Source organism: Sulfuricaulis sp., assembly GCF_049587675.1.
Lineage (GTDB): Bacteria > Pseudomonadota > Gammaproteobacteria > Acidiferrobacterales > Sulfurifustaceae > Sulfuricaulis.
Genome location: NZ_JBAVEJ010000181.1, coordinates 1 through 25,084 on the forward strand (window position 1 = coordinate 1; position 25,084 = coordinate 25,084).

At 60.8% G+C, this 25,084-nt stretch carries 23 protein-coding genes and 1 tRNA gene; 14 read left to right on the forward strand and 10 right to left on the reverse strand.

Annotated features, from left to right (window positions below):
- The 3 genes from WB402_RS09175 to WB402_RS09185 form a co-directional block, all read left to right on the forward strand.
- Positions 1 to 410, forward strand: a 410-nt coding sequence (locus WB402_RS09175) for a metal ABC transporter ATP-binding protein (protein WP_424207118.1), incomplete at its 5' end; no start/stop codon positions are given.
- Positions 407 to 1,249 carry a metal ABC transporter permease gene (locus tag WB402_RS09180; protein WP_424207120.1) on the forward strand — a complete coding sequence of 281 codons (843 nt, stop codon included), beginning with the start codon at positions 407 to 409 and terminating at the stop codon, positions 1,247 to 1,249. The genes WB402_RS09175 and WB402_RS09180, both read left to right, overlap by 4 nt.
- Positions 1,219 to 1,452: a hypothetical protein gene (locus tag WB402_RS09185; RefSeq protein WP_424207122.1), complete on the forward strand. Its 234-nt coding sequence runs from the start codon at positions 1,219 to 1,221 to the stop codon at positions 1,450 to 1,452. Before WB402_RS09180 ends, WB402_RS09185 begins: the two co-directional genes overlap by 31 nt.
- 74 nt (positions 1,453 to 1,526) lie before the next feature.
- Here the strand turns inward: WB402_RS09185 and cydX are convergent, their stop codons facing one another.
- From cydX to cydP, 4 genes are read right to left on the reverse strand one after another with little or no spacing between them, the layout of a single operon-like run.
- Positions 1,527 to 1,652, reverse strand: a complete 126-nt coding sequence (gene cydX / locus WB402_RS09190; RefSeq protein ID WP_424207124.1) for a cytochrome bd-I oxidase subunit CydX — start codon at positions 1,650 to 1,652, stop codon at positions 1,527 to 1,529.
- Between the two features lie 21 nt (positions 1,653 to 1,673).
- A complete protein-coding gene (gene cydB, locus WB402_RS09195; protein WP_424207126.1) occupies positions 1,674 to 2,816 on the reverse strand; it encodes a cytochrome d ubiquinol oxidase subunit II in 1,143 nt (380 codons plus the stop codon).
- Positions 2,813 to 4,387: a cytochrome ubiquinol oxidase subunit I gene (locus WB402_RS09200; RefSeq protein ID WP_424207128.1), complete on the reverse strand. Its 1,575-nt coding sequence runs from the start codon at positions 4,385 to 4,387 to the stop codon at positions 2,813 to 2,815. The genes cydB and WB402_RS09200 overlap by 4 nt, the downstream gene beginning before the upstream one ends.
- A 33-nt stretch (positions 4,388 to 4,420) precedes the next feature.
- On the reverse strand, positions 4,421 to 4,597 hold the full coding sequence (gene cydP / locus WB402_RS09205; protein WP_424207130.1) for a cytochrome oxidase putative small subunit CydP: 177 nt from the start codon (positions 4,595 to 4,597) through the stop codon (positions 4,421 to 4,423).
- A gap of 343 nt (positions 4,598 to 4,940) precedes the next feature.
- Here cydP and WB402_RS09210 point away from each other — a divergent pair, with 343 nt between their 5' ends.
- Both WB402_RS09210 and WB402_RS09215 read left to right on the forward strand, forming a co-directional pair.
- Positions 4,941 to 5,192 (forward strand): hypothetical protein, encoded by a 252-nt coding sequence (locus tag WB402_RS09210; RefSeq protein ID WP_424207132.1) that lies wholly within the window; start codon positions 4,941 to 4,943, stop codon positions 5,190 to 5,192.
- Between the two features lie 125 nt (positions 5,193 to 5,317).
- Entirely contained in the window at positions 5,318 to 6,436 is a 1,119-nt protein-coding gene (locus WB402_RS09215; RefSeq protein WP_424207134.1) for a site-2 protease family protein, read from the forward strand.
- Between the two features lie 158 nt (positions 6,437 to 6,594).
- Here the strand turns inward: WB402_RS09215 and WB402_RS09220 are convergent.
- Positions 6,595 to 6,681: transfer RNA gene (locus WB402_RS09220), tRNA-Leu, on the reverse strand.
- Between the two features lie 78 nt (positions 6,682 to 6,759).
- On the opposite strand from WB402_RS09220, the gene WB402_RS09225 reads away from it, so the two are divergent.
- Positions 6,760 to 7,752, forward strand: coding sequence for a glucokinase (locus tag WB402_RS09225; protein WP_424207136.1), 993 nt, complete (start codon positions 6,760 to 6,762; stop codon positions 7,750 to 7,752).
- A 97-nt stretch (positions 7,753 to 7,849) separates the two neighbouring features.
- On the opposite strand, the gene WB402_RS09230 is transcribed toward WB402_RS09225, so the two are convergent.
- Both WB402_RS09230 and WB402_RS09235 read right to left on the reverse strand, forming a co-directional pair.
- Positions 7,850 to 9,445: a glycoside hydrolase family 57 protein gene (locus tag WB402_RS09230; RefSeq protein WP_424207138.1), complete on the reverse strand. Its 1,596-nt coding sequence runs from the start codon at positions 9,443 to 9,445 to the stop codon at positions 7,850 to 7,852.
- 26 nt (positions 9,446 to 9,471) lie between these two features.
- Positions 9,472 to 10,413 (reverse strand): DUF4912 domain-containing protein, encoded by a 942-nt coding sequence (locus tag WB402_RS09235; RefSeq protein ID WP_424207140.1) that lies wholly within the window; start codon positions 10,411 to 10,413, stop codon positions 9,472 to 9,474.
- A 261-nt stretch (positions 10,414 to 10,674) separates the two neighbouring features.
- Here WB402_RS09235 and WB402_RS09240 point away from each other — a divergent pair, with 261 nt between their 5' ends.
- The 5 genes from WB402_RS09240 (at position 10,675) to WB402_RS09260 (ending at position 13,155) form a co-directional block, all read left to right on the forward strand.
- Positions 10,675 to 10,881 (forward strand): SAP domain-containing protein, encoded by a 207-nt coding sequence (locus WB402_RS09240; protein ID WP_424207142.1) that lies wholly within the window; start codon positions 10,675 to 10,677, stop codon positions 10,879 to 10,881.
- Positions 10,882 to 10,914: 33 nt separating this feature from the next.
- Entirely contained in the window at positions 10,915 to 11,130 is a 216-nt protein-coding gene (locus WB402_RS09245) for an acetyltransferase (RefSeq protein WP_424207144.1), read from the forward strand.
- Positions 11,131 to 11,219: 89 nt separating this feature from the next.
- Positions 11,220 to 11,561, forward strand: coding sequence for a ribosome hibernation-promoting factor, HPF/YfiA family (hpf, locus tag WB402_RS09250; RefSeq protein WP_424207145.1), 342 nt, complete (start codon positions 11,220 to 11,222; stop codon positions 11,559 to 11,561).
- Positions 11,562 to 11,633: 72 nt separating this feature from the next.
- Positions 11,634 to 12,293 carry a class I SAM-dependent methyltransferase gene (locus tag WB402_RS09255; RefSeq protein ID WP_424207147.1) on the forward strand — a complete coding sequence of 220 codons (660 nt, stop codon included), beginning with the start codon at positions 11,634 to 11,636 and terminating at the stop codon, positions 12,291 to 12,293.
- A 52-nt stretch (positions 12,294 to 12,345) separates the two neighbouring features.
- Positions 12,346 to 13,155: an alpha/beta hydrolase gene (locus WB402_RS09260; protein WP_424207149.1), complete on the forward strand. Its 810-nt coding sequence runs from the start codon at positions 12,346 to 12,348 to the stop codon at positions 13,153 to 13,155.
- A 22-nt stretch (positions 13,156 to 13,177) separates the two neighbouring features.
- On the opposite strand, the gene WB402_RS09265 is transcribed toward WB402_RS09260, so the two are convergent.
- Together WB402_RS09265 and glgA are read right to left on the reverse strand one after the other, a co-directional pair.
- Entirely contained in the window at positions 13,178 to 16,021 is a 2,844-nt protein-coding gene (locus WB402_RS09265) for an AMP-binding protein (RefSeq protein WP_424207151.1), read from the reverse strand.
- Positions 15,978 to 17,513 carry a glycogen synthase GlgA gene (gene glgA / locus WB402_RS09270; protein WP_424207153.1) on the reverse strand — a complete coding sequence of 512 codons (1,536 nt, stop codon included), beginning with the start codon at positions 17,511 to 17,513 and terminating at the stop codon, positions 15,978 to 15,980. The genes WB402_RS09265 and glgA overlap by 44 nt, the downstream gene beginning before the upstream one ends.
- Before the next feature lie 461 nt (positions 17,514 to 17,974).
- Here glgA and glgC point away from each other — a divergent pair, with 461 nt between their 5' ends.
- Genes glgC through malQ form a run of 3 tightly spaced genes read left to right on the forward strand, consistent with a single transcriptional unit; the run spans position 17,975 to position 22,408 of the window.
- Positions 17,975 to 19,243: a glucose-1-phosphate adenylyltransferase gene (glgC, locus tag WB402_RS09275; RefSeq protein WP_424207155.1), complete on the forward strand. Its 1,269-nt coding sequence runs from the start codon at positions 17,975 to 17,977 to the stop codon at positions 19,241 to 19,243.
- Complete coding sequence (locus tag WB402_RS09280; RefSeq protein WP_424207157.1) at positions 19,233 to 20,939, forward strand: glycoside hydrolase; 1,707 nt, start codon at positions 19,233 to 19,235, stop codon at positions 20,937 to 20,939. The genes glgC and WB402_RS09280 overlap by 11 nt, the downstream gene beginning before the upstream one ends.
- On the forward strand, positions 20,936 to 22,408 hold the full coding sequence (gene malQ, locus WB402_RS09285; RefSeq protein WP_424207159.1) for a 4-alpha-glucanotransferase: 1,473 nt from the start codon (positions 20,936 to 20,938) through the stop codon (positions 22,406 to 22,408). Before WB402_RS09280 ends, malQ begins: the two co-directional genes overlap by 4 nt.
- Before the next feature lie 53 nt (positions 22,409 to 22,461).
- Here the strand turns inward: malQ and glgP are convergent, their stop codons facing one another.
- Positions 22,462 to 25,020 carry an alpha-glucan family phosphorylase gene (gene glgP, locus WB402_RS09290; protein WP_424207161.1) on the reverse strand — a complete coding sequence of 853 codons (2,559 nt, stop codon included), beginning with the start codon at positions 25,018 to 25,020 and terminating at the stop codon, positions 22,462 to 22,464.
- Positions 25,021 to 25,084: the final 64 nt, after the last annotated feature.

Sequence of the window (25,084 nt, forward strand, 5' to 3'; positions counted from 1 at the left end):
ACCGTGCATTGGCGCGCCGCGCCATGGAGGAAACCGGCGTGGCGGAGCTGCGCGCGCGTCCCATCGAGACCCTCTCCGGCGGGCAGTTGCAGCGCGTGCTCATCGCCCGGGCCCTTGCCGGCGAGCCGCGCATCCTGCTGCTGGACGAACCGACCTCCAATATCGATCTCCGCGCCGAGGTCGACATCTTCGACCTGCTCAAGACGCTTAACGCACGCATGACCATTGTCGTGGTGTCGCACGACATCGGCTTCATTTCGCCGTACGTAACGCTCGTTGCGTGTCTCAACCGAACGCTGCTGTGCCATACCGCATCCCCGATTTCAGGCGAGATGATCCAGCAGCTCTATGGGGCGCCGGTGCGCATGATCCGGCACGTGACCGACCGGGAACCGGGGGTGCCCTCATGAGCGGTTTTTTCGGAACGCTCGCGCACGAAACCTTCCTGCAGCATGCGCTGATCGGTGGGCTGCTCGCGAGCCTGGGTTGCGGCGTGATCGGCACTTACGTGGTGGCCAAGCGCATCAGCTTTGTCGCCGGCGGCGTCGCCCATTCGGTGCTCGGAGGAATGGGTATTGCCTACTTCCTTGGCGCCAGCCCGCTATCCGGAGCCCTTGTCGCCGCGCTCGTCGCGGCGCTGATTATCGGCTGGGTAAACCTGCGGCTCCGCCAGAACGAGGACACGATCATCGCGGCGCTGTGGGCGGTTGGCATGGCGGTCGGCGTTCTGTTTATTTCCCGCACGCCAGGTTACAACGCGGACCTGATGAGCTACCTCTTCGGCAACATCCTCATGGTGTCGCGCGCGGATCTCTACGTGATGGCGGCGCTGGATGTGGTCGCGATCCTGGTCGTAACGTTATTCTCCAAACAATTTCTGGCGGTGTCATTTGATCAGGAGTTCGCCCGGGTGCGGGGAGTCCGCGTTGAGGTTTTCCACCTGCTGCTGCTCTGTCTGGTGGCACTGACCGTCGTGGTGTTGATCCAGGTGGTGGGATTGATCCTCGTGCTCGCGTTACTCACGTTGCCCGCCGCGATCGCCGCGCAGTACCTCTCGCGACTGGTTCCGATCATGGCGCTCGCGATCGTGCTGGGCATGGCGTTTACCTGCGGCGGCTTGGCGCTGTCCTATGCGCCCGACCTTCCCGCCGGCGCCACCATCATCCTGCTCGCGGGCGTAACCTATCTCTTTTCGCTGGGCGCCAGGAGGCTGCTGCCATGGCACAAGACTCACCGGACTCGCGCGTAACGAAGCGACAAATGGCCGCCGGGCGCGTTGCGGCGAATCCGAAGACGGCCCCCTTCGTCCGCCATCATCGCCGCTACGACGAATGGTTCGAACGCCACCGGGCGGCTTATCTCTCGGAGCTGCTCGCCGTGCGCGCGCTGCTGTTGTGGAGCGGTCGCGGGCTCGAACACGTCCGGACCGATCTGGTAACTATTATTTTTTGAGGTTTGTGAAGGCGGATTTGAACCCTCGGAATAAGCCGGGTTCGACAACAGGTTGGCGGTTCCATCAAAACGCCTTAGCGGCGCGGCGATCCGTCTTCGTCGTCCCTGCCGAGGCAGTGTTCCGATTCCAGCCACATCACGTTGACGATGCCGAAGGCGCAGGCCAGCAGCACGCCTAAAATCCAGGTGAAGTACCACATTGTCGTTCTCCTCTGTCTGCCTCAATAAACCGTGTGCGTCTGTTCACGCATCTGCTGCACCGTGACCTTGCCGCCCATGACCTTGTACACCCAGATCGTATAGCCCAAGACGATGGGCAGGAACACGAGCGTGGCCCAGAACATGAGTGTCAGGGTGTACGGGCTCGAGGTCGCATCCCACACCGTCAGGCTGCTGTTCGGCTCCAGGCTGGACGGCATGATGAACGGAAACATGGATACGCCCGCCGTGACGATAACGCCCATGACCGACAAGGCGCTGGACACAAACGCCAGGGCGCCGCGCCGCGCGGCGCTGAAGACCAGGACGCCCAGGGCACCGGCGAATCCGAGCACCGGTGCAATAACCGCCCAAGGATAAGTCTTGTAGTTGGCCAGCCACGCGCCCGCGACATGTGCCACCGTTTTGGCAAGCGGATTCGACGGCGCATCGAGTGCCGGGATCGTGGTTATGCGGTAACCGTCTATGCCGAAGCCGAGCCAGATCCCCGCGAGCGCGAACGTGACGATGAGCGCGATCGCCGCGAGCCGCGCCGCGCCGCGCGCGCGTTCAAGCAACACGCCATCGGTGCGCATTTGCAGATAAGTCGCGCCGTGCATGACCAGCATCGACAGGCTGACGATGCCGGTGAGCAGCGCGAACGGATTGAGCAGCCCGAAAAACGAGCCGTCGTAGTGCGCCCGCAGGTTGCCATCGAGGTAGAACGGCACGCCCTGCAGCAGATTGCCGAAGGCGACGCCGAACACCAGGGCGGGCACGGCGCTGCCGGCGAACAACCCCCAATCCCAGGCCGAGCGCCAGCGCGGGTCGTCGACCTTGCTCCGATAATCGAAGCCAACCGGCCGGAAGAACAGCGCGAATAACACCAGGAGCAAGGCGACGTAGAAGCCTGAGAAGGCCGCGGCGTAGACCAGCGGCCAGGCCGCGAAGATCGCACCGCCCGCCAGGATGAACCACACCTGGTTGCCGTCCCAATGCGGGCCGACGGTGTTGATCATGACGCGGCGTTCGTCGTTGTTGCGCCCGAGGAACGGCAGCAGCGTTCCAACGCCCATGTCGAAGCCGTCGGTCAGGGCAAAACCGACGAACAGTGCACCGATGAGTACCCACCAGATGACACGCAGGGTTTCGTAATCGAAGATCATGGGTCGCTCCTTGTCTGCCGGCTACCGGTCTCCAACGCGTAGCGGCCGGTATGCAGGCTGCTCGGGCCGAGACGCGCGTACTTGAACATCAGGAACAAATCGGCCGTGAGCAGCAGCGTATAAAAACCCACGAACCCGGCGATGCTGAATATCAGGTCGGACGTCGCCAGGGTGGAGGTGCCCAGAAAAGTCGGCAACACTTCGCCGATGGCCCACGGCTGGCGTCCGTATTCGGCGACGATCCAGCCGCATTCCACGGCGATCCACGGCAGCGGCAGGCCGTAGAGCGCCAGACGCAGCAGCCAGCGCTTGCGATCGGCGGTACGGCGCGCGCAAAAGTAGAACGCCGCCGCGAAGATGAACAGCATAAGGGATCCGGCGGCGACCATGATCCGGAATGTCCAGAAAAGCGGCGCCACGCGCGGGATCGTGTCCTGCGCCGCGTCACGGATCTGCGCCTCGGTGGCATCGGTCACGTTGGGCGTGTAGCGCTTGAGCAGCAGGCCGTAACCCAGATCCTGGCTGCGCGCCTCGAACGCCGCCTTGACGGCGGCGTTCTTGTCGCCGGTGCGCAGCCGCTCCAGCATGCGATAGGCGATCATGCCGCTGCGGATGCGCTTTTCGTGCTGCACCACCAGCTCCTTGATGCCGATGACGGGCTGGTCCACCGAGCGTGTCGCGATCAGCCCGAGCAAGTAGGGGATACGGATAGCATCTTGCGTCGTCTCGTGTTCCTGGTCCGGCAGGCCGAAGAGCGTGAACGCCGCGGGCGGCTTCTGCGTCTCCCACTCCGATTCGATCGCCGCGAGCTTGACCTTTTGCACGTCGCCCAGGGTGTAGCCGCTTTCGTCGCCCAGCACGATGACGGAGAGCGCCGAGGCGAGACCGAATCCGGCCGCGACCGCGAACGAGCGGCGCGCGAACGCCAAGTCGCGTCCCTTGAGCAGGTAATAGGCGCTGATCGCCAGGACGAACATGGAGCCGGTGACGTAGCCGGAAGCCACGGTGTGCACGAACTTCACCTGCGCCACGGGATTGAAGAACAGGTCGGCGAAGCTCGTGAGCTCCATGCGCATGGTTTCGTAGTTAAAGACCGCGCCCACGGGATTCTGCATCCAGCCGTTGGCGATCAGTATCCACAGCGCCGAGAGACTGGAGCCGACGGCCACGAGCCAGGTCACCATCAGGTGCTGCACTCTGTTCAGGCGGTCCCAACCGAAAAAGAACAGCCCGACGAAGGTCGACTCCAGAAAAAACGCCATCAGCCCTTCGATCGCCAGGGGCGCGCCGAAAATGTCTCCGACGTAATGCGAGTAGTAGGCCCAATTGGTGCCGAACTGGAATTCCATGGTGATGCCGGTGGCCACGCCCATGGCGAAGTTGATGCCGAACAGTTTGCCCCAGAATCGCGTCATGTCCTTGTAGATCTCGCGCCCGGTCATGACGTACACCGACTCCATGATGGCGAGTATGAAGCTGAGTCCGAGGGTCAGGGGTACGAACAGGAAGTGATAGAGGGCGGTAACGGCGAACTGCAATCGCGAAAGGTCCACCACAGTTTCCGAGACCATGTGCATCCTCCTTGAATAATATCCGGGCCGTGTTCAGCGCGCCGCTGCGCCGCCACGGCCGAGAATCACCGCGCTGACGCTGCGATCGGTGAGTTGCCGGTCGATGGGGTGATTGAAAAACGCGTACCACAGGCCGAAGATCAGGAATAGCTTCACCAACAGGACGACGGTGATTTCCTTCGCCAACCGGTTGTCCCTGAACTTTCTCATGGTTGAGCGCATGGAGCCTCTCTGTGCAACAGAGCTCAGTATTATAAGAGTAATAACCCCTGAGTGTCTTGCCCAGTGCGACAATCATCGCAACGGCGCCAATCAAGAGTAAAAACGGAAAAACGCCCCAGGAGGCGACCCTGCAGGTTCTCTGCCAGCACCGCTTTGATGCAACCGGGACCGAGCAGTCTGGCGAGGGTGGTGACGAAATGCGCGAAGAGAAATAGCACAGACCTCATCATGTCGATGCTACGCGCGCGTGCCGAATTGGCAAGGCTGCGAAATTGTTATGGGTTATGGTACAAAGTAGCATTTCGCCAGGCACAGGTTCAGGTGTATCTCGATGACCTTGACCCGGAAGGCCGTGCGGGTCGAGATCTATGTCGACGGAGTCCGGGACGGCGCTCCAGTGCGGCAGGAGATGAAGCGTGTGCGGCAACTGGTGGGCGCTATAAACGGCTACGCCTATCGCGCGCGGGTGCCTACTGTCCGCCCGGCGATGGACTATACGGCGCGGCTCATACCGCACCACGATGGCCTGGCGATTCCGCTGGAAGCCGCTCACATCCTAATGGCAGCGGTGATTGGATTTTGAATGGAGGATTGCGAACGTGGAAACCATGCAACCAGGCAGTATTGCCGGGGTAACAGCGCTCAAGGGCATCGTTGGCCGCTACCCATGGAATGGGTAGGCCGGCGCACCAAGAAGAGAGAACGCTCATGACTCGACACAACATCCCGTTAGGCAGGATTCTAGGGATTTCGATTGGTTTGGATTACTCCTGGTTTGTGATCTTTGCGCTGCTTACTTGGATGTTGGCGGGTAGTTACTATCCCGCCGAGTTCAAAGACTGGCCTCCGCTGCTGTACTGGTTCATGGGCGCGGTAACGGCCATCATGCTCTTTGTGAGCGTCCTGCTCCATGAACTTGGGCACTCTGTGGTAGCACTGCGGTACAGAGTTCCGGTGCGCAGCATTACGCTTTTCCTCTTCGGGGGTGTTGCTCAGATTGGGGCGGACCCGCCCAGCGCCAGCGCCGAGTTTCTTATTGCGACCGCGGGCCCGCTTGTGAGCCTGGTCCTGGCGGTCCTTTTCTACACGGTGCAGCCGCTGGCAGCTGGCATGGAACCCCTCTTGGGTCTGGCAAAGTACCTGGTCTACATCAACCTGGCCCTGGTGCTGTTCAACCTGATTCCCGGTTACCCACTCGACGGCGGTCGCGTGTTCCGGGCGATTGTGTGGGCGATCACGGGAAAAATGCGCCGGGCGACCCTCATTGCAGCAAACGTCGGTCGGTTCTTTGCTTTTCTGTTTATCTTCGCCGGCATCTGGCAGATGTTCAGCGGCAACTTTGGCGGAGGGCTTTGGATCGCGTTCATCGGCTGGTTTCTCGACAACGCGGCTTCCGCCCAGGTGCAGCAAGTGATGTTTCAGGATTTGCTGGCAGGCCATAGAGTCTCGCAGGCCATGAGCCCGCGTTGCGCCGCCGTTCCCACCGATATAACGCTACAGCAGTTGGTGGACGAACACATCCTCGGTGGCGGGCAACGCTGTTTTCTCGTCAACCGCGGAGACAACACCGTAGGTTTGATGACTTTGCACCGGATCAAGGAAGTGCCGCGTCGCGATTGGGCAACGACGAGTGTTGCTCAGGCCATGCTTCCCTTGGAACAGTTAAAATGTATCGATCCTGATACCGAGCTGTGGGCCGCCCTCAAGGAGATGGACCGCGATGGCGTCAACCAGTTGCCCGTCGTCCGGGATCACCATGTCATCGGCATGTTAAGCCGGGGAGATGTCATCACTTTCCTGCGTACGCTCCAGGAATTGGGAACGTAATCGACATAACAACGGAAACTCCGGGACCATAATGAAACGCTCAAAAACTAATTGAGGCTAAGTTCCAGATCGGAGGCGTTTCCAAACAGGATCTGATCTAAAGATTCCCGTCGCACAGTCCTGATCCGGATTTACTGTAACTGTAACCGCTTGATATATGGTACCGAGGGTCGGAATCGAACCGACACGGTGTCACCACCACCAGATTTTGAGTCTGGCGCGTCTACCAGTTCCGCCACCCCGGCTTGAGGCGCGCAGTATAGCAATCTTGCCAAGCTCCTCACAATGTGATGTCCTGTCCCCGATACCTGGGTTGAATCGACATGCGCGTGCTGGCGGGCGACATCGGCGGGACCAAGACACTGCTGCAAATCGCGGAATGCAGGGCGGGACGATGCCGTCCCGTGCGCGAGCAGCGGTTCGACAGCGGAGCTTACGACAGCCTGTCATCCATCATCCGTGAATTCCTGAAAGAAGATAAGAAGCAAAGCGTCAAGGCGGCCTGCTTCGGCATCGCCGGGCCGGTGGTGCAAACCGCAAGGGGCGAGAGCGTCAAGGTCACCAATCTGCCGTGGGAAATCCACGGACCGGATCTCATACGCAAGTTCAAATTTTCCGCACTGCGCCTGATCAACGACTTCCAGGCCGTCGGTTATGGCATCGAGGCGCTGGCGAAAAAAGACCTTGTCGTTTTACAGAAAGGCCGGTCGGTCCGGCACGCCCCACGCGCGATAATCGGGGCCGGAACCGGGCTGGGCCAGGGAATTCTCGTCTGGAATGATGACCACTATTCTCCGCTGGCGACCGAAGGCGGGCATGCGAATTTCGCCCCCACGGATGAGCTGCAGCTCGATCTGGTGCGGTATCTGCTGAAAACCCACGGCCGCACTTCCTGGGAACTGGTTCTCTCCGGCCATGGTCTGGTCGACCTGTATGCTTTCATGAAAGCGCGCGGTGAGGTATCGGAGTCGCCGGCTGTGGCCGAAGCCATGCGATGCGACGATCCGGCGGCGATCATTACCCGCGCCGCACTCGAGCAAAACGATCCACTGGCAAACCGGGCGCTGGATCTGCTCGTAGACATCTACGGCGCACAGGCGGGCAATCTCGCGCTGACCGCCGGGGCCACTGGTGGTGTTTACATCGCGGGCGGCATCGCGCCGAAAATTCTATCCAGACTCACCGACGGCCGATTCATGCGCGCGTTTCTCAACAAGGGCAGGATGCGGTCGTACGTGGAGGCCGTTCCGGTGCAAGTGGTAATCGACCCGCGCGTGGGCCTGATCGGCGCGGTGCGGGCGGCAAGCCGGTTGTAATATCAATGTAGCGTGAGCTATGCGCACGATATGAGTTTCAGCATGACCGTGCGTGTAGCGCACGTTACGTTATTCTGTTGGAGTGGGGGAATTTAATTTAAACCAACGGCCTGTTCTGAAATATCCGGTAATCCATGTCCGGAAACAGGCTGTCGCGCGCGGTGACTTCTCGCAGATAGTTCTCGTCGTAGTTCCCTGACTCGACCATGTCTGCAATCCGGTGGAAACGATGCAGGTGGGTTTTGAAACGTCGCACGGCGTATTCCACGCTGGTTCCAGTTTTCATGATGAACGGCCAGTCGCTCGATTGCGCCAGCAGCAGCTCGCGCGCGGTTTGATCCAGTGCCCAGCGTTGTAAACCATCCGCATTGGGAAAACGCTGTACCAGCGTGCTCATACGCTCGGCGGCGGCATGCAGGTACGGATAAATCCAGTCGTTGGAACCGTTCAGCCACACCTCGTGAAATCCTCCCGCGCCCCAGCTGCACTCGGGCGGCGAGACCGGCTGCAGATCGCCGAAGCGGTCGAGATATTCCGACGGCGTGATGGTTTTTATATCGCTCTGGTCGTAAGCGATCTTGCGCAGCAGGAAATCAATCCACTGCGGACCCTCGAACCACCAATGACCGAAAAGCTCGGCGTCATAAGGCGCGAGGATGATCGGCGGGCGATCGAAGAACGACGCCAGCCAACCGACCTGCATCTGGCGGTTGAACATGAAATGACCCGCGTGTTCCGACGCGCGCTCGCGCGCCCAACCGGGGTGGTACGGTTCTTTCCAGGCGGTCTTGCCGGTTATGCGGTGATATTTCAGACCGGTGAAAGTCGAAATGCCGGCGTGACGCAGTTTCGCGATATGCGGATCGTGCACGTCGAAACCGGCGTCGCGATAGAACTCACGATAGGTGGGATCGCCCGGATAGCCTTCTTCCGCGGCCCAGACCTGCTTGCTCGATTCGTAGTCGCGCGCGAACGCCGCGGGACCGGCGGGCGTGCGGACCGGGCGATGCACGCCGTACTTCGGCCGCGGATCGGCGTTGAGCAGGCCGTGCGAGTCCAGAATGAAATACTCGATGCCGAATTCGCGCAGCAGCCGGTCCACGCCCGGCTTGTAGCCGCACTCCGGCAGCCAGATGCCGCGTGGGCGCCGGCCGAGGATGCGCTGATGCGTGCGCACCGCCATCGAGAGCTGGGCGTAGAGGCTTTCCGCGTTGACTGCGAGCAGCGGGAAATAACCATGAGTGGCGCCGCAGGTGAGAATGTCGAGGTAGCCGGCTTCCATCAGGCGGCGGAACGCCTGTGTGACGTCGAGTCGATCCTGCTCGACGAAGCGGCGACGCAGGCGCGCATACAGGTCGGTATAGAACTGCACCACCGGATGAAAATACGCATCGTTCTCGGTACGGCGACTCTCGCCCTTCAGTGCTTCGAGCCGTTCGTCGAGATAACGCACGTAACGCTGCTGCAGCAGCGGGTCGGTCATCATCGAGAGCAGGGTCGGCGTGAGCGACATCGTCACGCGGAAATGCGCGCCATGTGACGCGAGCCCCTCGAAGACGTTGAGCAATGGCAGGTAGGTTTCGGTGAGCGCCTCGAAAAACCAGTCTTCTTCGAGGAAGCGGTCGTGTTCCGGATGGCGCACGAACGGCAGGTGCGCGTGCAGGACGAGCGCGAAGTAGCCTTTGGGATCCATAATCAGCCGGGAGCTGGCGCGATCCTTTATTTATGCGGGCTGCTGATGTTACCCGGCCAGGCGAGACGTTCGGAGGAGGGCGCGGGAGGCGCGCCGCCCGGACTGCTGATGGAAGCGGCCCAGCCCAGGCGCCCCCCACGCACGATGCCACCGGCGCGCCGGTACATGGCGCGGAATTGTTTTTCGCTCACCCACCACAGGCGATCGGTGCGCTCGGAGGCGTGCAGGCTCGGGATGCGCGCGATGCCGCGGCGTGTGGCGGTGACGAAACTTCCGTCCGCTTCGTAATAGCCGAGCTGCAAATAAATCGCGCCGGTGTCGGCGGATTCATCGAGATGGAAATACCAGTGGCCGCGCTCGTGCGGCAGGGATATTTCCTCGACGATTTCAAAGGCATCGCGGACGATGCGCCCCAGCCGCAACTTGAGCGATCGGGAGTTTGGCATGGTGTTCGGCGGAATGACCCAATAGCCGTGCAACACGCCCGGTTTCTGCGGCAACAGACAAAGCGTTGCCTCGGTGACTGGCGGCAGATTATCGATATCTTCGCCGAGATCGGCCGCCGTCACGGCGGGCGCAGCGGCGCTGCCGGGCGGGGCTGTCGCGTATTTGGCGCTTTCGACCCGCTCTTCCTCGGTAGACTGGCGGGCGATGTCGTCGGCCCATTCCCATCGGGGTAGCGGCGCGGACGGAGCCGCCGCCGGCGTCGTGGTTGGTGCGCGCGTTGCCGCCGGTTTCTTTTTCCCGCGGGCGAACGCCGGTTTAGCCGGTGCCCGTGCGGCTTTGGATTTGGTCGCCGATGCTTTTTTCGCGGACGGAGTTTTTTCCGGTTTTTTCGCGGCGGCCGGTTTCGGCGAGTCGCTCCCGGTCAGCAGGCGTTCAAGTTCGCCGCGGGACATTTTTGAATATCCCTTCAAGCCACGGGCGCGGGCCTGGGCGCGAAGTTCGGTGAGGGTTTTGGTCGTCATAAAGCTACCCTTTGCTTGCAGGGTTAGGGCAAAGCGCGTTGGAAAATAACATTCATCGAGTCACCGCCATCCTTTCACTCCTGGCCGGAATTGTAAAGGCCCGGGCCGAAAACGGGAGTGAACGCCCGGCCTATGGCGCTGTCAGTACAGCTGTGATTTATTGACATCGGTCAAAGTCGAACCGCGCCTGCGGCGTCATGATTTTGTCAGATGTGCAGGCGTATCTTTGGAACTTCTCACATTTCTCAAGGAGGCGAAATCATGAAAATCCAGAGAGTACGCGAGATAGCCCGCGAGCAGGGGCTGGACCCGGGCCAAGCCGGCAAAGCCGAGTTGATCAAGGCGATCCAGATCAAGGAAGGCAATTTCGATTGTTTCGCCACGGCCTATGGCGGAGTGTGCGATCAAACCGGTTGCCGGTGGCGCGAGGATTGTTTTGCCGCGGCCAGGAGTGCCAGAAATTCCTGACCCCGGCGATGGCAGGTGGAATGCGGAGGTACCATGTTTTTGAAGCATAAACCCAGCAGCAATATTGTTGAGGTGATGGACCTCGAAGCCTTGTTCGATCCGTTCAGGACCGATTTCAAGGGACGATTTCACGCCGGCGAAGAAATGCAGGATCCGACCGGGTTTCGCAAGGCCGACATGCTGTTTCTCTCAGGCGAACATCTGCCGCGCTGCTGGTTGGACAGACATTACAAGGAGCGAAAGATATAAAATCAGCGTATGCTTTTGTCCTACAAGACGTCTCAGCGCAAAGAGTCACTGTTGCCCGGTCACCGATGCATCAAAGGGGGAGCATGATCATGCAGATTCCATTACAGGTAACTTTGAAGGACATGCCGCAATCCGAAGCCGTGGAATCCCGCATCCGGGAAAAGGCCGACAAATTAGGCCGCTTTTACGACAAGATCAACAGTTGCCGGGTGGTGGTGGAATCGCCACAACGGCACCAACACCAGGGAAAACTCTACAGCGTGCGTATCGATCTCACCGTCCCGGGCGCCGAATTGGTGGCGAACCGCGCCCAGGATGAAGATATCTATGTCGCCATCCGCGACGCTTTTGTCGCCATTACCCGTCAGCTGGAAGATTTCGCCCGGCGCCAGCGCGGTGAAGTGAAGACGCACACGGCGCCAGGCGCTTGAGATGTTGCCCGGGCAACCGGGCGCGTGTACGGCGAGACTCAGGCATGACACCAGTGCAAGGGAGTTATGCGCGTGGATATCAATGCCATCCAGAAGGTCTATCGACGTTACGCCCAGGGTTATGATATTTACTTTGGCGCGTTGCTTCAGCCTGGGCGCAAGGCGATTATCGAGAAGATGCATTGCCGCTCCGGCGATCGCATTCTCGAGGTAGGGGTGGGTACGGGCCTGTCTCTGCCGCTCTATCCGCGGGGCGTACATGTGACAGGCATCGATATATCGCGGGAAATGCTCGCGCGCGCTCACGCCCGTACGATCCGGTTGCATCTCGATCACGTGATGGTGCTGCGGTTGATGGATGCAGAGTTCCTGCAATTTCCCGATAATAGCTTCGACAAGGTGGTAGCGATGTATGTCGTGTCGGTCGCGCCGCATCCGGCGCGTCTGGTATCCGAGATGCGCCGCGTATGCCGGCCGGGCGGCGAGCTTTTCATCGTGAATCATTTCCAGCACACCAATCCGGTGGTGGGCGGGCTGGAGCGGCTGTTTGCTCCGCTGTCCCGGCTGATGGGATTCCATCCGGATTTTTCCCTTGAGAATTTTCTGCGTGAATCCGGGCTGGACGTGGCGGAACGGACACCCGTCAATGCCCTCGGTTACTGGACGCTGCTGCGGGCATGCAACGGCAAAACCGCGGTGCGGCTCGGTGCATCTCGAACCGTGGCGACATAAGGACGTGCCGTTCGAACGGACGCGGGGAATCATGTTGTTAGCGGCGGCCCTGATGAGCGCAAACAGCGGGACCGACGCGGCTGCACCCGGTATCGGGAAAATGGACCCAAGCACGCGCGCGCCGGAAGCCAGCGTCTGCGGATTTATCCGCGAGCCGCTGGCGTTCTGGTTGTTCCGCCGCGCGGCCGGGTCGGCCGACGCCGGGCGCGTCGCCGGGATTCGCGATATCGACCGTCTGACATTCACGGCCGGAGACGGCCGGACCCTGGGCGGTTACCGGCTGCGCGCCGCCGCACCCAATGGCTATCTTCTGGTGGCGCAGGGCAATGCGATGCTTGCCGATCAGATCATGGGCGAGTTGCAATACTTTCGCGATCAGGGATTCGATGTTTACGTTTACGATTATCGCGGTTACGGCCTTTCCGAGGGCAGGAGCCGCCTGACCGCGATTATTTCCGATTACCGGGAGATCATTGCGAACCTCAACACCCAGCCCTATCACCGCCATGCGCTGTACGGCATGTCGATGGGCGGAGTCATCCTGCTGAACGCCGCGGGTGAGAGCGGCGATTATTCCTCACTGGTTATCGATTCCTCGCCCAGCCGGATATCGCCGCTGGGTTGCCCGGAGCAATACGATCCAATCAATCATTTACCGGCGGACAGCTCCCGCCTCGAGATCATCGCCGGCGGGCGCGACCGCGTGGTGCGCCCGCAAGAAATACAGGAGCTTCTGTTTGCGGCAAAATTTCGAGGCGCGCGGGTCGTGCAGCGCACGGAGTTTGCGCACCCGTTCCAGGATGCCACCGATGCAATTCACCGAAGCCGAATGAAAGCGGTGGCGGATTTTTTATCGCGCTGAAAGCGAAGGAAATCGGACTGTCTCAGGCGGGCGGTGGCCGATCGGACAGATCGGGTTCGCCGCAATGCCGCAGGATTTCCGCGCGCGCGGCATCGCGCAGCCGGATCGCCGCCGCCCAGTCGGCACCTTCGGGTGGGACCGGTGTGCCGATTGTGACAGCCACCGTTCCGCGGCGCGGGAACCACTGGTCCGACCGCAGGATGGAGCGGGTGCCGCGGATGGTTACGGGCACGAGCGGCACGCCCGCCTCGGCGGCGGCGACGAAAGCGCCCATGTGAAACGGCAACAGGCCCGGTGTGCGCGTGAAGGTGCCTTCGGGAAAAAAAACCAGTGTTTTCCCGCGGCGCGCGGCGCGTGCCACGACGCGCGCGTCTTCCACGCCGCGTGCCAGCTCGAAACGCTCCACGAATTCCGCTCCGATATGCCGCAAAAACAAGCGAGCGACAAAACGCGCGGTAAGCTCGCGCTTGGCAACGAAACTGAATTCTCCGGGCAACACCGCGGCAAGAACGATGCTATCCAGATAACTCGCGTGGTTGGCCGCGATTAGGTACGGGCCGCGCGGCAGTTTGTCGAGATCCTGCACGTGTAAGGACACGCCGGATAACCGCTGCAATATTCTTGCCGCGGCGCGAATGACGGCCAGTGCCCAGGCGGGGCGCGGAAGCGCTGCCACTGCCAGCCAGACCGGCGGCGCCAATATCCAGAACAGCATCCAGGCATAGAGCGCATACAGCATGGCGCCGGCCCCGCGCGCGGCCCGGCGTAGTTGTGGCGTCATGCCGGTCCAGGCCAGATGCAGAATCTGTCGCCACGCGGGGCGTGTGGGTGCGGTTAGGCGGCCGCGTTCATACAGATCGCGGCTGGCGGCGCGTCGTACCTTGCCGCTCGAGGTTTTGAGCACGGTGTGCGGGGGCGCGAGCACCACATCATCCGGCGCGGCGCCGGCCAGGTCCACCGCGAGAGCGGTGATCGCGGTTTGCAACCGTTCCCGCGCGTCTGGTTCCGTCTCATGCGTTTCCGCCAGTATCACCAGCTTCTCGGTAGCGGTGGCGCGATCGATACTGCCGAATACGGCGATGCACCCCTTGCGTATGCCCGGCAGGTTACCGATCGCCTCTTCCAGTTCATGCGGGTAGATATTGCGCCCGGCGCGGATGATGATGTCTTTCACGCGCCCGGTGATGTACACGTCGCCGCCGGCCATGTAGGCGAGATCGCCTGAATCCAGCCATCCGTCGTGAAACAGACGCCGGGTTTGCTCCGGGTTGCGAAAATAACCGGAAGTCGCCGAAGGCCCCTTAAACTCGAGTTGGCCTTCTACACGTTCGCTTACCTCGTAGCCGGTGGAATCGACAAGGCGAATCTGGTGCCCGGCCAGGGGTTGTCCGCAGGCGACAAAGCGCAGCGCGTTCGTGTCGTCCGCCGCGGCGGGCACGGCCCGACCTTCACGCATGAACACCTCGCGGTTGATGCGATCGATGACGGGCGCGCGCCCGGGTGGCGGGAAGGCCAGGCCCACGGAGCATTCCGCCAACCCGAACACCGGGTACATGGTTTCGTGCCGTAAACCGTAGTGCGCGAATCGTTCCTGGAACCGGGCAATGGTATCGGGGCTGACCGGCTCGGCGCCGTTGAATGCCACGCGCCAGGAACTCAGGTCCAGGCCCTCGATGTCGCGGTCCTGGAGGCGACGCAGGCAAAGTTCGTAGCCGAAGTTGGGCGCGCCCGAGAGTGTCGCGCGGTGCCGATGGATCGCCCACAGCCACCGCTCCGGTCGCGTGAGAAAGGTGAGCGGTGACATCACCACCAGCGGCACGGCATAGTACAGGCTTCCAAGCCAGGCGCCGATCAGGCCCATGTCGTGATACAGCGGCATCCAGCTGACGAACACATCGCTTGAGCTGGCGCCGATCGCCTGGCCCATGGTACGGATGTTCGCCAGCAGGTTGGCGTGCGTGAGAATCACCCCTTTGGGGTTTCCGGTGGAGCCGGAGGTGTATTGCAGCATGGCAATATCCTGCGCCTGCACCGCGGGCGCAGCCTGGCCCGCCGGCGCCGCGGCCTCGACGATTTCTTCGGGGGTGATGACCGTGTGCAGCCCCTCCACGTGCAGACGCAGCAGCCGCGCGAAGGGTTTCGCTTCCGCGACGGTGATCAGCATCGCGGCGCCGGCATTGTCGAGGATGCGCGCATGGCGGCGCAGATGTTCCTCGATCTGCGACAGCCGCGCGGGCGGGTAGATCGGGACCGGAATACCGCCGGCCCGCAACACACCGTAGAAACTGAAAAAATATTCCAGACTCGTGGGAAGCATGATTGCCACCGTCTGGCCGGGCTGCAAATCGCGTTTCCGCAAGCCAGCAGCCACGGCATCCGCGCGCTGTTGCAGAACGGCATAGGAAATTTCCTCTTCATTTCCGGTTTCCGTGATCAGATAGATATGCGGGCGCGCGGGATGAGCACGCACATGCCAGTCCAGGACCGTCAGCAAGGTATTCGCCTCCGGCGGCGGTAGTTCCATTGTGCCCGGAAGCGGAGAAGGTTGCGGCGGGGTGGGTGTCAACGGCAAATGACCCGGCCTGGCGACTTGCACCGCGCGCAGCAGGTCGCGCGGCGTTTCCACCGCTGCCAGCGCCCGTTCCATGAGACTCACATCGAATACACGCTCAATACGGGCAAGTAGTTCCACCCTTCCCAAACTGTCAAACCCCAGCTCCCGATCTAGAAGACTGTCGAGCGTTATTTCCCTGGCAGTGGCGGGGTGAGAGCGCAACTCGGCGGCCAGCCGCCGTGTGATGTCGAGGACTACCGCCTCGGCATCAATGCTTCGGTCCGGATCGTTTTCCTCTTTTCCCAGGGACATGCGCATCCTTCCTGTTGGGCTCATTGTCCTGATGTTGTCGGTTCGCCTGTACGGTCTGTTTATAGAGCCGCAGGTACTCCGCCGCACTGTGGTGCCAGGTGAAATCGTGTCGCATGCCTGTGCGCATCATTTGATTCCACCGGCGGGTGTTTTGACGCAATACAAGGGCACGGTCCACGGCGGTGAGGAGCGCCACCGCGCGCGCCTCGGCGAGCACGACACCCGTGGCTTTTCCAGCCTTGAGGTTTTCTTCGGTGGCATCCACCACGGTGTCGGCCAGCCCGCCGACATGCCGCACGATCGGGATGGTCCCGTAGCGCAGGCTGTAAAGCTGATTCAGTCCACACGGCTCGAAGCGCGACGGCATCAGGAACATGTCCGCCCCGGCCTCGATCAGATGCGCCAGGCGTTCGTCATAACCGATATGTACCGCCAAGCGCCCGGGATATCGCGCCACCTGTGCGCGCAACGCCGCTTCATAGCCGGCCTCGCCCGTGCCCAGAATCACGAGTTGCAGCGGCCGGTGCATGAGTCCGGGCAGCGTCTCGAGAACCAGGTCAATGCCTTTTTGCTGCACCAGTCTTCCCACCATGCCGATCAAGCTTGTCTGCGGTTCCCCGGGCAGGCCGAATTTCTTTTGCAGCGCGAGCTTGTTGGGCAGTTTGTCTTGGAGACGGTGCGCGGAATAGGGTTTGGCGATAAACGGATCACATGCCGGATCCCACTCCTCGCCATTTATGCCGTTCAAGATGCCTGTTAATCGTTCCGCGCGCTGATGCAGCAGACCTTCCAGACCGCTTCCGAATTCCGGTGTCTGGATTTCGTGTGCATACGTGGGACTCACGGTGGTCAGACGGTCGGCAAAGGCGATTCCGCCTTTGATAAACGACAACTGGTCATGAAATTCCAGGGCACCGGGCGACCAGAGCGAAGCGGGAAGACCCAATGCGGTAAAAGTCTTATAGGGAAACAAACCTTGATAGGCCAGGTTGTGAATGGTGAAAACCGTGGCCGGCCGATTTTTTTCCGGCGCCAGCAGTACGGGCACCAGACCCGTTTGCCAGTCATGACAATGCACGACATCGGGCCGCCATTTGAGCCGGGTGCGGCCAAGCGCGAGCGTGACCGCCACGTGCGCCAGCAGCATAAAGCGCATGGCGTTGTCCGGCCAGGGTTGACCAAGCGCATCGAGATAGGGGTTGCCGGGCCGGTCGTAGGCCGGAGGGAAATCGACAAGCCATGTGATCAATGACGTGCCGGGAAGCCGGCCTTCCAGAATCCGGACCGGCGCATCGAGGCCGGGAACCGTCAACGTCGTCACAGTTTTCAGCCTGCCGGCGCGCGCCACGGCATCGTGGTAGGCAGGCAGGAGCAGGCGCACGTCGGTGTGCGAGGATTGCAGGGCGACCGGCAGACTGCCGGCGACATCGCCCAGCCCGCCGGTTTTGATCAGCGGATGAGCTTCGCTTGCGACAAAAAGTATATTGGTCAAGTTCTGTCTGGTTTGATAACAGTTATATTGGTGACGCCCGCTAGGGAAAATCTGATTAAGTCATTCCGTTCGCCCTGAGCTTGTCGAAGGGTGAACGGCAAACACTGTGATGACAGGGCCGCCAATCGTTCGTGGTTCGACAGGCTCACCACGAACGGGCTTGATCAGAGCTTCCCTAGTGTATTTGAATTCGCGGCGTTGTGGTAAATTCTGTAATGGCGGCAACGGAAAATTCATGCGCGCCGCGGTTATTGATCCGGTACGATTTATATTTAACGCTGGCTTGGGCAATGTATGTTCCTCTGTCGTAGCTGCCGCGAAAGCGCCAGATCGATAACGAGAATACTAATTGACGGATAATTGAGGCGGCAAGGTGGCCGACTCGGTGGCCGTGGCGAAGTTTTAATATGGCGGCATTCCTGGTTGATTCAGGCTGCCTCAGATAATCAAGGGAGCGAACCATGATTCGGGACACTGCCGCGCGTCATATCACGCGCCTGACGCGCGACACTTTGGCCCTGGTGCTCGCCGGCGGTCGCGGTTCGCGCCTGAAACATCTCACCTTGTGGCGCGCCAAACCTTCCGTTCCTTTTGGCGGCAAGTTCCGCATCGTGGATTTCCCGCTTTCCAACTGCATGAACTCCGGTATCCGGCGCGTGGGCGTGCTGACCCAGTACAAGGCGCATTCGCTCATCAAACACATCCAGCGAGGCTGGGGATTCCTGCGCGGCGAACTCGGCGAATTCGTCGAGCTGCTGCCGGCGCAGCAGCGCATCGAAACTTCGTGGTACACCGGTACGGCGGACGCCGTGTACCAGAATCTCGACATCCTGCGCAATCACGACCCGAGCTACGTCCTGATTCTCGCCGGTGATCATATTTATAAAATGGATTACGGCACCATGATCGTGCATCACGTCGAAAGCGGTGCCGATGCCACGGTCGCCTGCGTTGAAGTGCCGGTTCAACGCGCGCGCGAGTTTGGGGTGATGGAAGTGGACGGGCATCACCGGATCGTGGGTTTTCAGGAGAAACCGGAAAATCCGGAGCCACTGCCGGGCCGCCCCGATACGGCATTGGCTTCCATGGGCATCTATGTGTTCAACACCAAGTTCCTGTATGAACAGCTCATCCGCGACGCCGACTTGCGCGATTCGGCGCACGATTTCGGAAAAGACATCATTCCTTCGATTATCCAATCGTATCGCGTGATGGCTTATCCGTTCAGCGACCCGCTCACGGGCAAGCAACCTTACTGGCGCGACGTGGGAACCGTGGATGCGTTCTGGGAAGCGAATATCGAGTTGGTCGACGTTACACCCGAGCTCAATCTTTATGATGACGACTGGCCGATCTGGACTTATCAGGAACAACTGCCGCCGGCCAAGTTCGTGTTCAATGACGACGATCGGCGGGGCATGGCGGTGGATTCGATGGTTTCGGGAGGATGTGTCATTTCGGGTTCAAAGGTGCGTCATTCGTTGCTGTTCTCGAACGTCAAGGTGCATTCCTACTGCGAAATCGCCGACTCGGTGGTTTTGCCCGATGTCGTCATCCAGCGCCACTGCCGTCTGAAGAATACGATCATCGACAGAGGATGCCTGATTCCCGAGGGAATGATCATCGGCGAAGATTTACAGGAAGACGCCAGGCGCTTTTACGTGACGCCACGCGGGGTGGTGCTGGTGACAGCCGAAATGCTCGGGCAGGAACTGCATCATGTCCGATGAAGCGCGCCTGAAGCTTGTCCTGTGCTGGCACATGCACCAGCCGCAGTATCGCGATATGGTGAGCGGCACGTCGCATCTGCCCTGGACCTACCTGCACACGATCAAGGATTACGTGGACATGGCAGCGCATCTCGAGGCCGTGCCGGCGGCGCGCGCCGTGGTCAATTTCGCGCCGTTGTTGCTCGAGCAGATTGAAGACTATGCGCGTCAGGTGGATGGATTCCTGACCAACAGCCTGCCGATCCGCGATCCGCTTCTGGCGGCGCTGGTGAGTCCGGCGTTGCCGCTGTCGGACGAGCAGCGCATGACGCTCATCAAGGACTGCCTGCGCGCCAACGAATCGCGCGTCATCGGTCGTTTTCCCGCCTACCGCCGGATCGCCGACATGGCCGCCTGGGTTTTGCCGCACCCGGAGGCGATGCGTTACCTGAACAACCAGTTTCTCACCGATCTCCTCGTGTGGTATCACCTTGCCTGGCTCGGTGAAACCGTGCGCCGCGGCGATTTACGCGTGAAACGGCTACTCGACAAGACTTCCGGTTACACACTGCATGACCGGCGCGAACTGCTGACCGTGATCGGCGAGCTGCTGTCCAACGTGATTCCCCGTTATGCAAACCTGGCCTCCCGCGGACAGGTGGAGCTTTCAGTGACGCCTTATGCCCACCCGATTCTGCCACTGTTGCTCGACTTCAAGTGCGCGCACGATGCCATGCCCAAGGCACCGCTGCCCTTGTTGCAGCAGTATCCCGGCGGGGAAGAGCGGGCACGCTGGCATATCCGCGAAGGTATCGAGACGTTCCGTCGTTATTTTGGTTTCGTGCCGGCCGGTTGCTGGCCATCCGAAGGCGCGGTGAGCACGGCTTCGCTGAAACTCCTGGCGGAGGCAGGTTTTCGCTGGGCCGCGAGCGGCGAAAGCGTGCTGCATAACAGCCTTGCCCATTCCGGCGCCAAGACTGATGGCGCGAAAGATACCTGGCTCTACCAAGTTTATTCGGTGGCGGACAGCGGCATAAATTGTTTTTTCCGCGACGACGGATTGTCGGATCAGATCGGTTTCAACTATGCCACGTGGCACGCCGATGACGCCGTGAGCAATTTCCTGAACCATCTTGAAGAGATCGCGCTGCGTTGCAGCGGCCATCCCGAGCACGTGGTGTCCATCATCATGGATGGTGAAAATGCCTGGGAGCATTATCCGGAGAACGCCTATTATTTCCTACACGCGCTCTATCGCCGTCTGTCGGAGCATCCGAAAATCGAATTGACCACGTTCTCGGATTGTCTCAAAACCATGCCGGTGAAATCCCTGCAAACTCTCATCGCCGGTTCATGGGTGTACGGTACGCTGTCCACCTGGATCGGCGAGCCTGACAAAAACCGTGGCTGGGATATGCTGGGCGACGCCAAGCTCGCCTTCGATGCCGCCGCCGGCCGCCTCGACGCCGCGCATCTCGATCGCGCGACCCGACAGCTCGCGGTGTGCGAGGGTTCGGACTGGTTCTGGTGGTTTGGCGGCGACAATCCGGCAGCGACGGTGGCCGATTTCGAGCGCCTCTACCGTCAACACCTGACAAATCTTTATCAGCTGATCGCCGCCGAACCGCCGGAGTATCTCTCGCAGGTGTTCACACACGGTGGCGGCGCGCCTGTGCACGGCGGCGCCATGCGCCCCGGCCAGCTTTCCAGCGGATGATTCCCGCAGTGCTCGAACGCCGGCGCGCCGGCGTGCTGCTGCATCCCAGCTCGCTGCCGGGCGGTATCGGCAACGGCGATCTCGGCGCGGATGCGCACCGGTTCGTGGATTTTCTGGGACAGTCCGGTTTCAGCGTGTGGCAGATGTTGCCGCTCGGACCGCCGCACCGCGACGGTTCGCCTTATCATTCGTTGTCGTTGCATGCCGGCAACCCCATGCTCATCAATCTGGAACGTCTGGTGGAATGGGGCTGGCTGGATGACGCCAAAGCCGCCAGTTCGGAAAATCCGGTGGGTTATCGTCTCAAGCGTCTCGCGCAGGCGTACCGCATATTCACGCAGCGCGCTTCCGTTTCCGACCAGCAGGTCTTCGAGGACTTCATTAACGCTGAGGCGCACTGGCTGGACGATTATGCGCTTTACCGCGTGCTGCGCCGGGAATATTCCGGGCGCGCCTGGTTTCAATGGCCAGCACCGCTGCGCGACCGCCAGCCGCAGGCACTGGCGGAGGCGCGCGTGCGCTTCATCGACGAGATTGCGCAAGTGTTCTTCGAGCAGTTTGTGTTTGCCCGTCAATGGCAGGCCTTGCGGGCACATGCCAACGAACGCCATGTGCTGCTGTTTGGCGACATGCCCATCTTCGTGGCGCACGACAGCGTGGATGTCTGGACCCAGCGTGAATATTTCATGCTCGATGCCGAAGGCCAGCCGACCGTGGTCGCCGGCGTGCCGCCGGATTATTTTTCGGAGCAGGGGCAACGCTGGGGCAATCCGCTGTACCGCTGGGAGCGCATGCAGGCGGACGGTTTCCGCTGGTGGATCGCGCGGCTGACCACCGAGTTCAGGCGTTTCGATCTGTTGCGCGTGGACCACTTTCGCGGTTTCGAGGCCTGCTGGGAAATTCCGGCGACGGAAGACACCGCGATCCATGGCCGCTGGGTGAAGGTTCCGGGCACGGCGCTATTTGAAGCCCTGAAAACGCATTTCAGCGCGTTGCCGCTGGCGGCCGAGGATCTCGGTCTCATCACGCCGGAAGTCTACGCGCTGCGTGACCGATTCGAATTGCCGGGCATGAAAATTCTGCAATTCGCCTTCGACAGCAGTGCGGACAATCCCTATCTGCCGCACAACCATTGCGTGGCGAGCGTGGTTTACACCGGCACGCATGACAACGACACGACACTGGCGTGGTTCGAGAATCTGCCGGCGGAAACGCAATTACACGCTGTGGAATATCTCGGCTATCCGCACGAGTCCATGCCATGGCCGCTTATCCGTTCCGCCTTCGCGTCGGTATCGCAACTGGCGATTATTCCCATGCAGGACTTGTTGGCACTAGGACGCGGATATCGCATGAATACGCCGGGCACGACGGAGGGAAACTGGCGCTGGCGTTTTGCCTGGGAGCAATTACCGCCCGATCTGATGGAGCGGTTGGCGCGCATGGCGCGGCTGTATGGGAGGGCGTGAGGCGGAGAGACTTCGCTTGCCGTCCTAACTCCTCACGCTTCACTCCTCACTACTCACAGCCAAATCATGTACCCCGATTCGAAGCGGTGGGACATGGAGGGATGGAACGGAAACATCCGGATTTTGTAATATTGCAGGCCCGCCAGCCGCGGGTAAAGATCCAGCCTGAACAGCGTCTCTCCCGATTCGTTGTGTGATTCCACCGTGAAAATGTGACTGTCGAGACGGACGAACTCGCCGCTTTCCGATTCATGTCCCACGAGGCACTCCATGAGGACGTCATCCGGGTGCAGGCCGTTCAGGCGCGCGGACACGCGCAGCGAAAATACCTGGCCGGAACGGATTTCAGACGGACCACCGTCCACACGCCGCAGGCTGATGTTCGGCCAGCTCTGATCGAGACGTTTTCGCCACGTAGCGATTTCCTTGGCGCGCGCGTATTGGTTGCCCATCATCATGAGACGCTGGCGTTTCGCGGGCGCGTAATAGTTGCGCACGTAGTCCATGACCATGCGCTGGGAATTGAAGCGCGGAATCAGCGACTTCATGGAATTTTTCGATTTCCGCACCCACCCGTCCGAATAACCGTGGCCGTTGCGTGCGTAGTAAAGCGGAATTACCTGCTTTTCAAGGATATCGAGCAATTCCTGGCCTTCCTCGCGGTCGCGATAAACGCTGTCATACTGCGGTCCGTGCGGCGTGATCGCCCAGCCGTTATCGCCGTTATAACCCTCGCCCCACCAGCCATCGAGCACGCTCAGGTTGATGACGCCGTTGATGCCGGCCTTCTCTCCCGAGGTGCCGCTCGCCTCCATGGGATATTCCGGCGTGTTCAGCCACACATCGACGCTGGTGACGAGCTTGCGCGCCAGCGCCAGATCGTATCCCTCGAGCAGGATGATTTTTCCCTCGAATTCCGGGCGGCGCGAGTACTCGTGAATAACCTGGATCAAATGCTGTGCCGGCAGGTCGTGTGGATGCGCCTTGCCGGCGAAGATCAGCAGCACGCGGCGTTTGGGATCGTTGAACAGACGCGCCAAGCGTACCGGGTCTGAGAAAAGCAGCGTGGCGCGCTTGTAGGTGGCGAAGCGACGCGCGAAACCCAGCGTGAGAATGTCGGCGTCCTGCGGCATGAGGTATTGTGTGTAGCGTTCGATCAGTGCCTCGCTCGTGCCGTGGCGCCGGTGCTGCAGGATCACCCGGCGTTTTACTTCCGAGAGCATTTCCGATTTCAATGACTGGCGCAGACTCCAGAAGCTGTGGTCGGGAATATCGTCAATGTGCTTCCAGAATTCATCGTTGAGCAATTCGTTGCGCCAGCCGCTGCCGAAGCGCATGTCGAAGAGGTTTGCCCATTCGCGCGCCAGGAACGTCGGCACGTGCACGCCGTTGGTGATGCAACCGACCGGGTTTTCCTCCGGGGGAATCTGGGGCCAGATGTAGGCGTCCATGCGCGAGGCCACGTTGCCGTGAATCCGCGAAACACCGTTGCGAAAGCGCGAGCCGCGCAGGGCCAGCGCCGTCATGTTGAAACCACCCTGACTGTCCGGGCTGGAACCGAGAGAAAACAGTTTTTCCATGTCCAGACCCAGCGCTTTCACCTGAGGACCAAAATATCTTTCCATCAGCGTGTAATCGAAGATGTCATGGCCGGCGGGTACGGGCGTATGGGTGGTGAAAACGGTATTGGCTGCGACCAGTTCCAGGGCGCTGTCGAAATCCAGACCTTGGGCGACGACTTCGCGGCAGCGCTCGAGAATCTGGAACGCGGCGTGACCTTCGTTGATGTGCCATACCGTCGGTTTGAGCCCGACCGCGCCGAGCGCGCGCACGCCGCCACTGCCGAGCACGATTTCCTGCTGCATGCGCGTGTTGATGTCGCCGCCGTAAAGTTGATAGGTAATGCGCCGGTCGACCTCGGCGTTGTCCGGCAGATCGCTGTCGAGCAGGTAGAGCGTGATATGACCGGCCTTGGCCTTCCAGACCTTGAGCTGGACGCGCCGGCCGGGCATGTCGACCTGCACGTGAATTTCCTTGTCGTCGGCGTCAATTGCCGGAACGATGGGCAGGTCGGCGAAGTGCGTGGGCGAGTAATGCGCCACCTGGTTGCCGTGGGTGTCGATGGTCTGGGTGAAATAGCCCTGCCGATAAAGCATGCCGACCGCGACAAACGGAATATTCAGGTCGCTGGCCGCCTTGCAATGGTCTCCGGCGAGGATGCCGAGGCCGCCGGAGTATATCTGGAAGCTTTCGTGGAAGCCGAACTCGGCGCAGAAATAGGCGACCAGATCCTCGTTCGGATCGAGATACTGGAGGATATCAGAGCGGGCTCGCTCCTGATGGTAAGTGTCGTAGCCCGACAGGACGCGGTTGTAGTCCTCCATGAACACGCGGTCCTCGGCGGCATCGTTTAGCCGTTTCTGCGACAAGCGCCGCAGGAATACCTTGGGGTTGTGGCAGCAGGCCTCCCACAGTTCGCGGTCGAGACGGAAGAACAGGGCGCGCACCTCCCGGTCCCAGCTGTACAGCAGGTCATTGGCCAGTTCCTGCAGGCGTTTCAGCCGTTCCGGAAGGACGGGTTGAACTTCAAGCGTGTAACGGGTGCCGGGCATAGTTCCTTTCGTTTGTTCCGAGACTGGTTCTGGCTACATAGTATAGTATGCCGTCCGCTTAAGG

Bases quoted from the DNA above. Each gene is read 5' to 3' on its own strand.
- cydX (WP_424207124.1), bottom strand. From the start codon at position 1,652: ATGTGGTACTTCACCTGGATTTTAGGCGTGCTGCTGGCCTGCGCCTTC.
- malQ (WP_424207159.1), top strand. From the start codon at position 20,936: ATGATTCCCGCAGTGCTCGAACGCCGGCGCGCCGGCGTGCTGCTGCAT.
- WB402_RS09260 (WP_424207149.1), top strand. From the start codon at position 12,346: ATGAGCGCAAACAGCGGGACCGACGCGGCTGCACCCGGTATCGGGAAA.
- WB402_RS09240 (WP_424207142.1), top strand. From the start codon at position 10,675: ATGAAAATCCAGAGAGTACGCGAGATAGCCCGCGAGCAGGGGCTGGAC.
- WB402_RS09235 (WP_424207140.1), bottom strand. From the start codon at position 10,413: ATGACGACCAAAACCCTCACCGAACTTCGCGCCCAGGCCCGCGCCCGT.
- WB402_RS09200 (WP_424207128.1), bottom strand. From the start codon at position 4,387: ATGGTCTCGGAAACTGTGGTGGACCTTTCGCGATTGCAGTTCGCCGTT.
- WB402_RS09265 (WP_424207151.1), bottom strand. From the start codon at position 16,021: ATGTCCCTGGGAAAAGAGGAAAACGATCCGGACCGAAGCATTGATGCC.
- glgC (WP_424207155.1), top strand. From the start codon at position 17,975: ATGATTCGGGACACTGCCGCGCGTCATATCACGCGCCTGACGCGCGAC.
- cydP (WP_424207130.1), bottom strand. From the start codon at position 4,597: ATGAGAAAGTTCAGGGACAACCGGTTGGCGAAGGAAATCACCGTCGTC.
- hpf (WP_424207145.1), top strand. From the start codon at position 11,220: ATGCAGATTCCATTACAGGTAACTTTGAAGGACATGCCGCAATCCGAA.
- WB402_RS09185 (WP_424207122.1), top strand. From the start codon at position 1,219: ATGGCACAAGACTCACCGGACTCGCGCGTAACGAAGCGACAAATGGCC.
- WB402_RS09215 (WP_424207134.1), top strand. From the start codon at position 5,318: ATGACTCGACACAACATCCCGTTAGGCAGGATTCTAGGGATTTCGATT.
- WB402_RS09245 (WP_424207144.1), top strand. From the start codon at position 10,915: ATGTTTTTGAAGCATAAACCCAGCAGCAATATTGTTGAGGTGATGGAC.
- WB402_RS09225 (WP_424207136.1), top strand. From the start codon at position 6,760: ATGCGCGTGCTGGCGGGCGACATCGGCGGGACCAAGACACTGCTGCAA.
- cydB (WP_424207126.1), bottom strand. From the start codon at position 2,816: ATGATCTTCGATTACGAAACCCTGCGTGTCATCTGGTGGGTACTCATC.
- WB402_RS09230 (WP_424207138.1), bottom strand. From the start codon at position 9,445: ATGGATCCCAAAGGCTACTTCGCGCTCGTCCTGCACGCGCACCTGCCG.
- WB402_RS09280 (WP_424207157.1), top strand. From the start codon at position 19,233: ATGTCCGATGAAGCGCGCCTGAAGCTTGTCCTGTGCTGGCACATGCAC.
- glgP (WP_424207161.1), bottom strand. From the start codon at position 25,020: ATGCCCGGCACCCGTTACACGCTTGAAGTTCAACCCGTCCTTCCGGAA.
- WB402_RS09210 (WP_424207132.1), top strand. From the start codon at position 4,941: ATGACCTTGACCCGGAAGGCCGTGCGGGTCGAGATCTATGTCGACGGA.
- WB402_RS09180 (WP_424207120.1), top strand. From the start codon at position 407: ATGAGCGGTTTTTTCGGAACGCTCGCGCACGAAACCTTCCTGCAGCAT.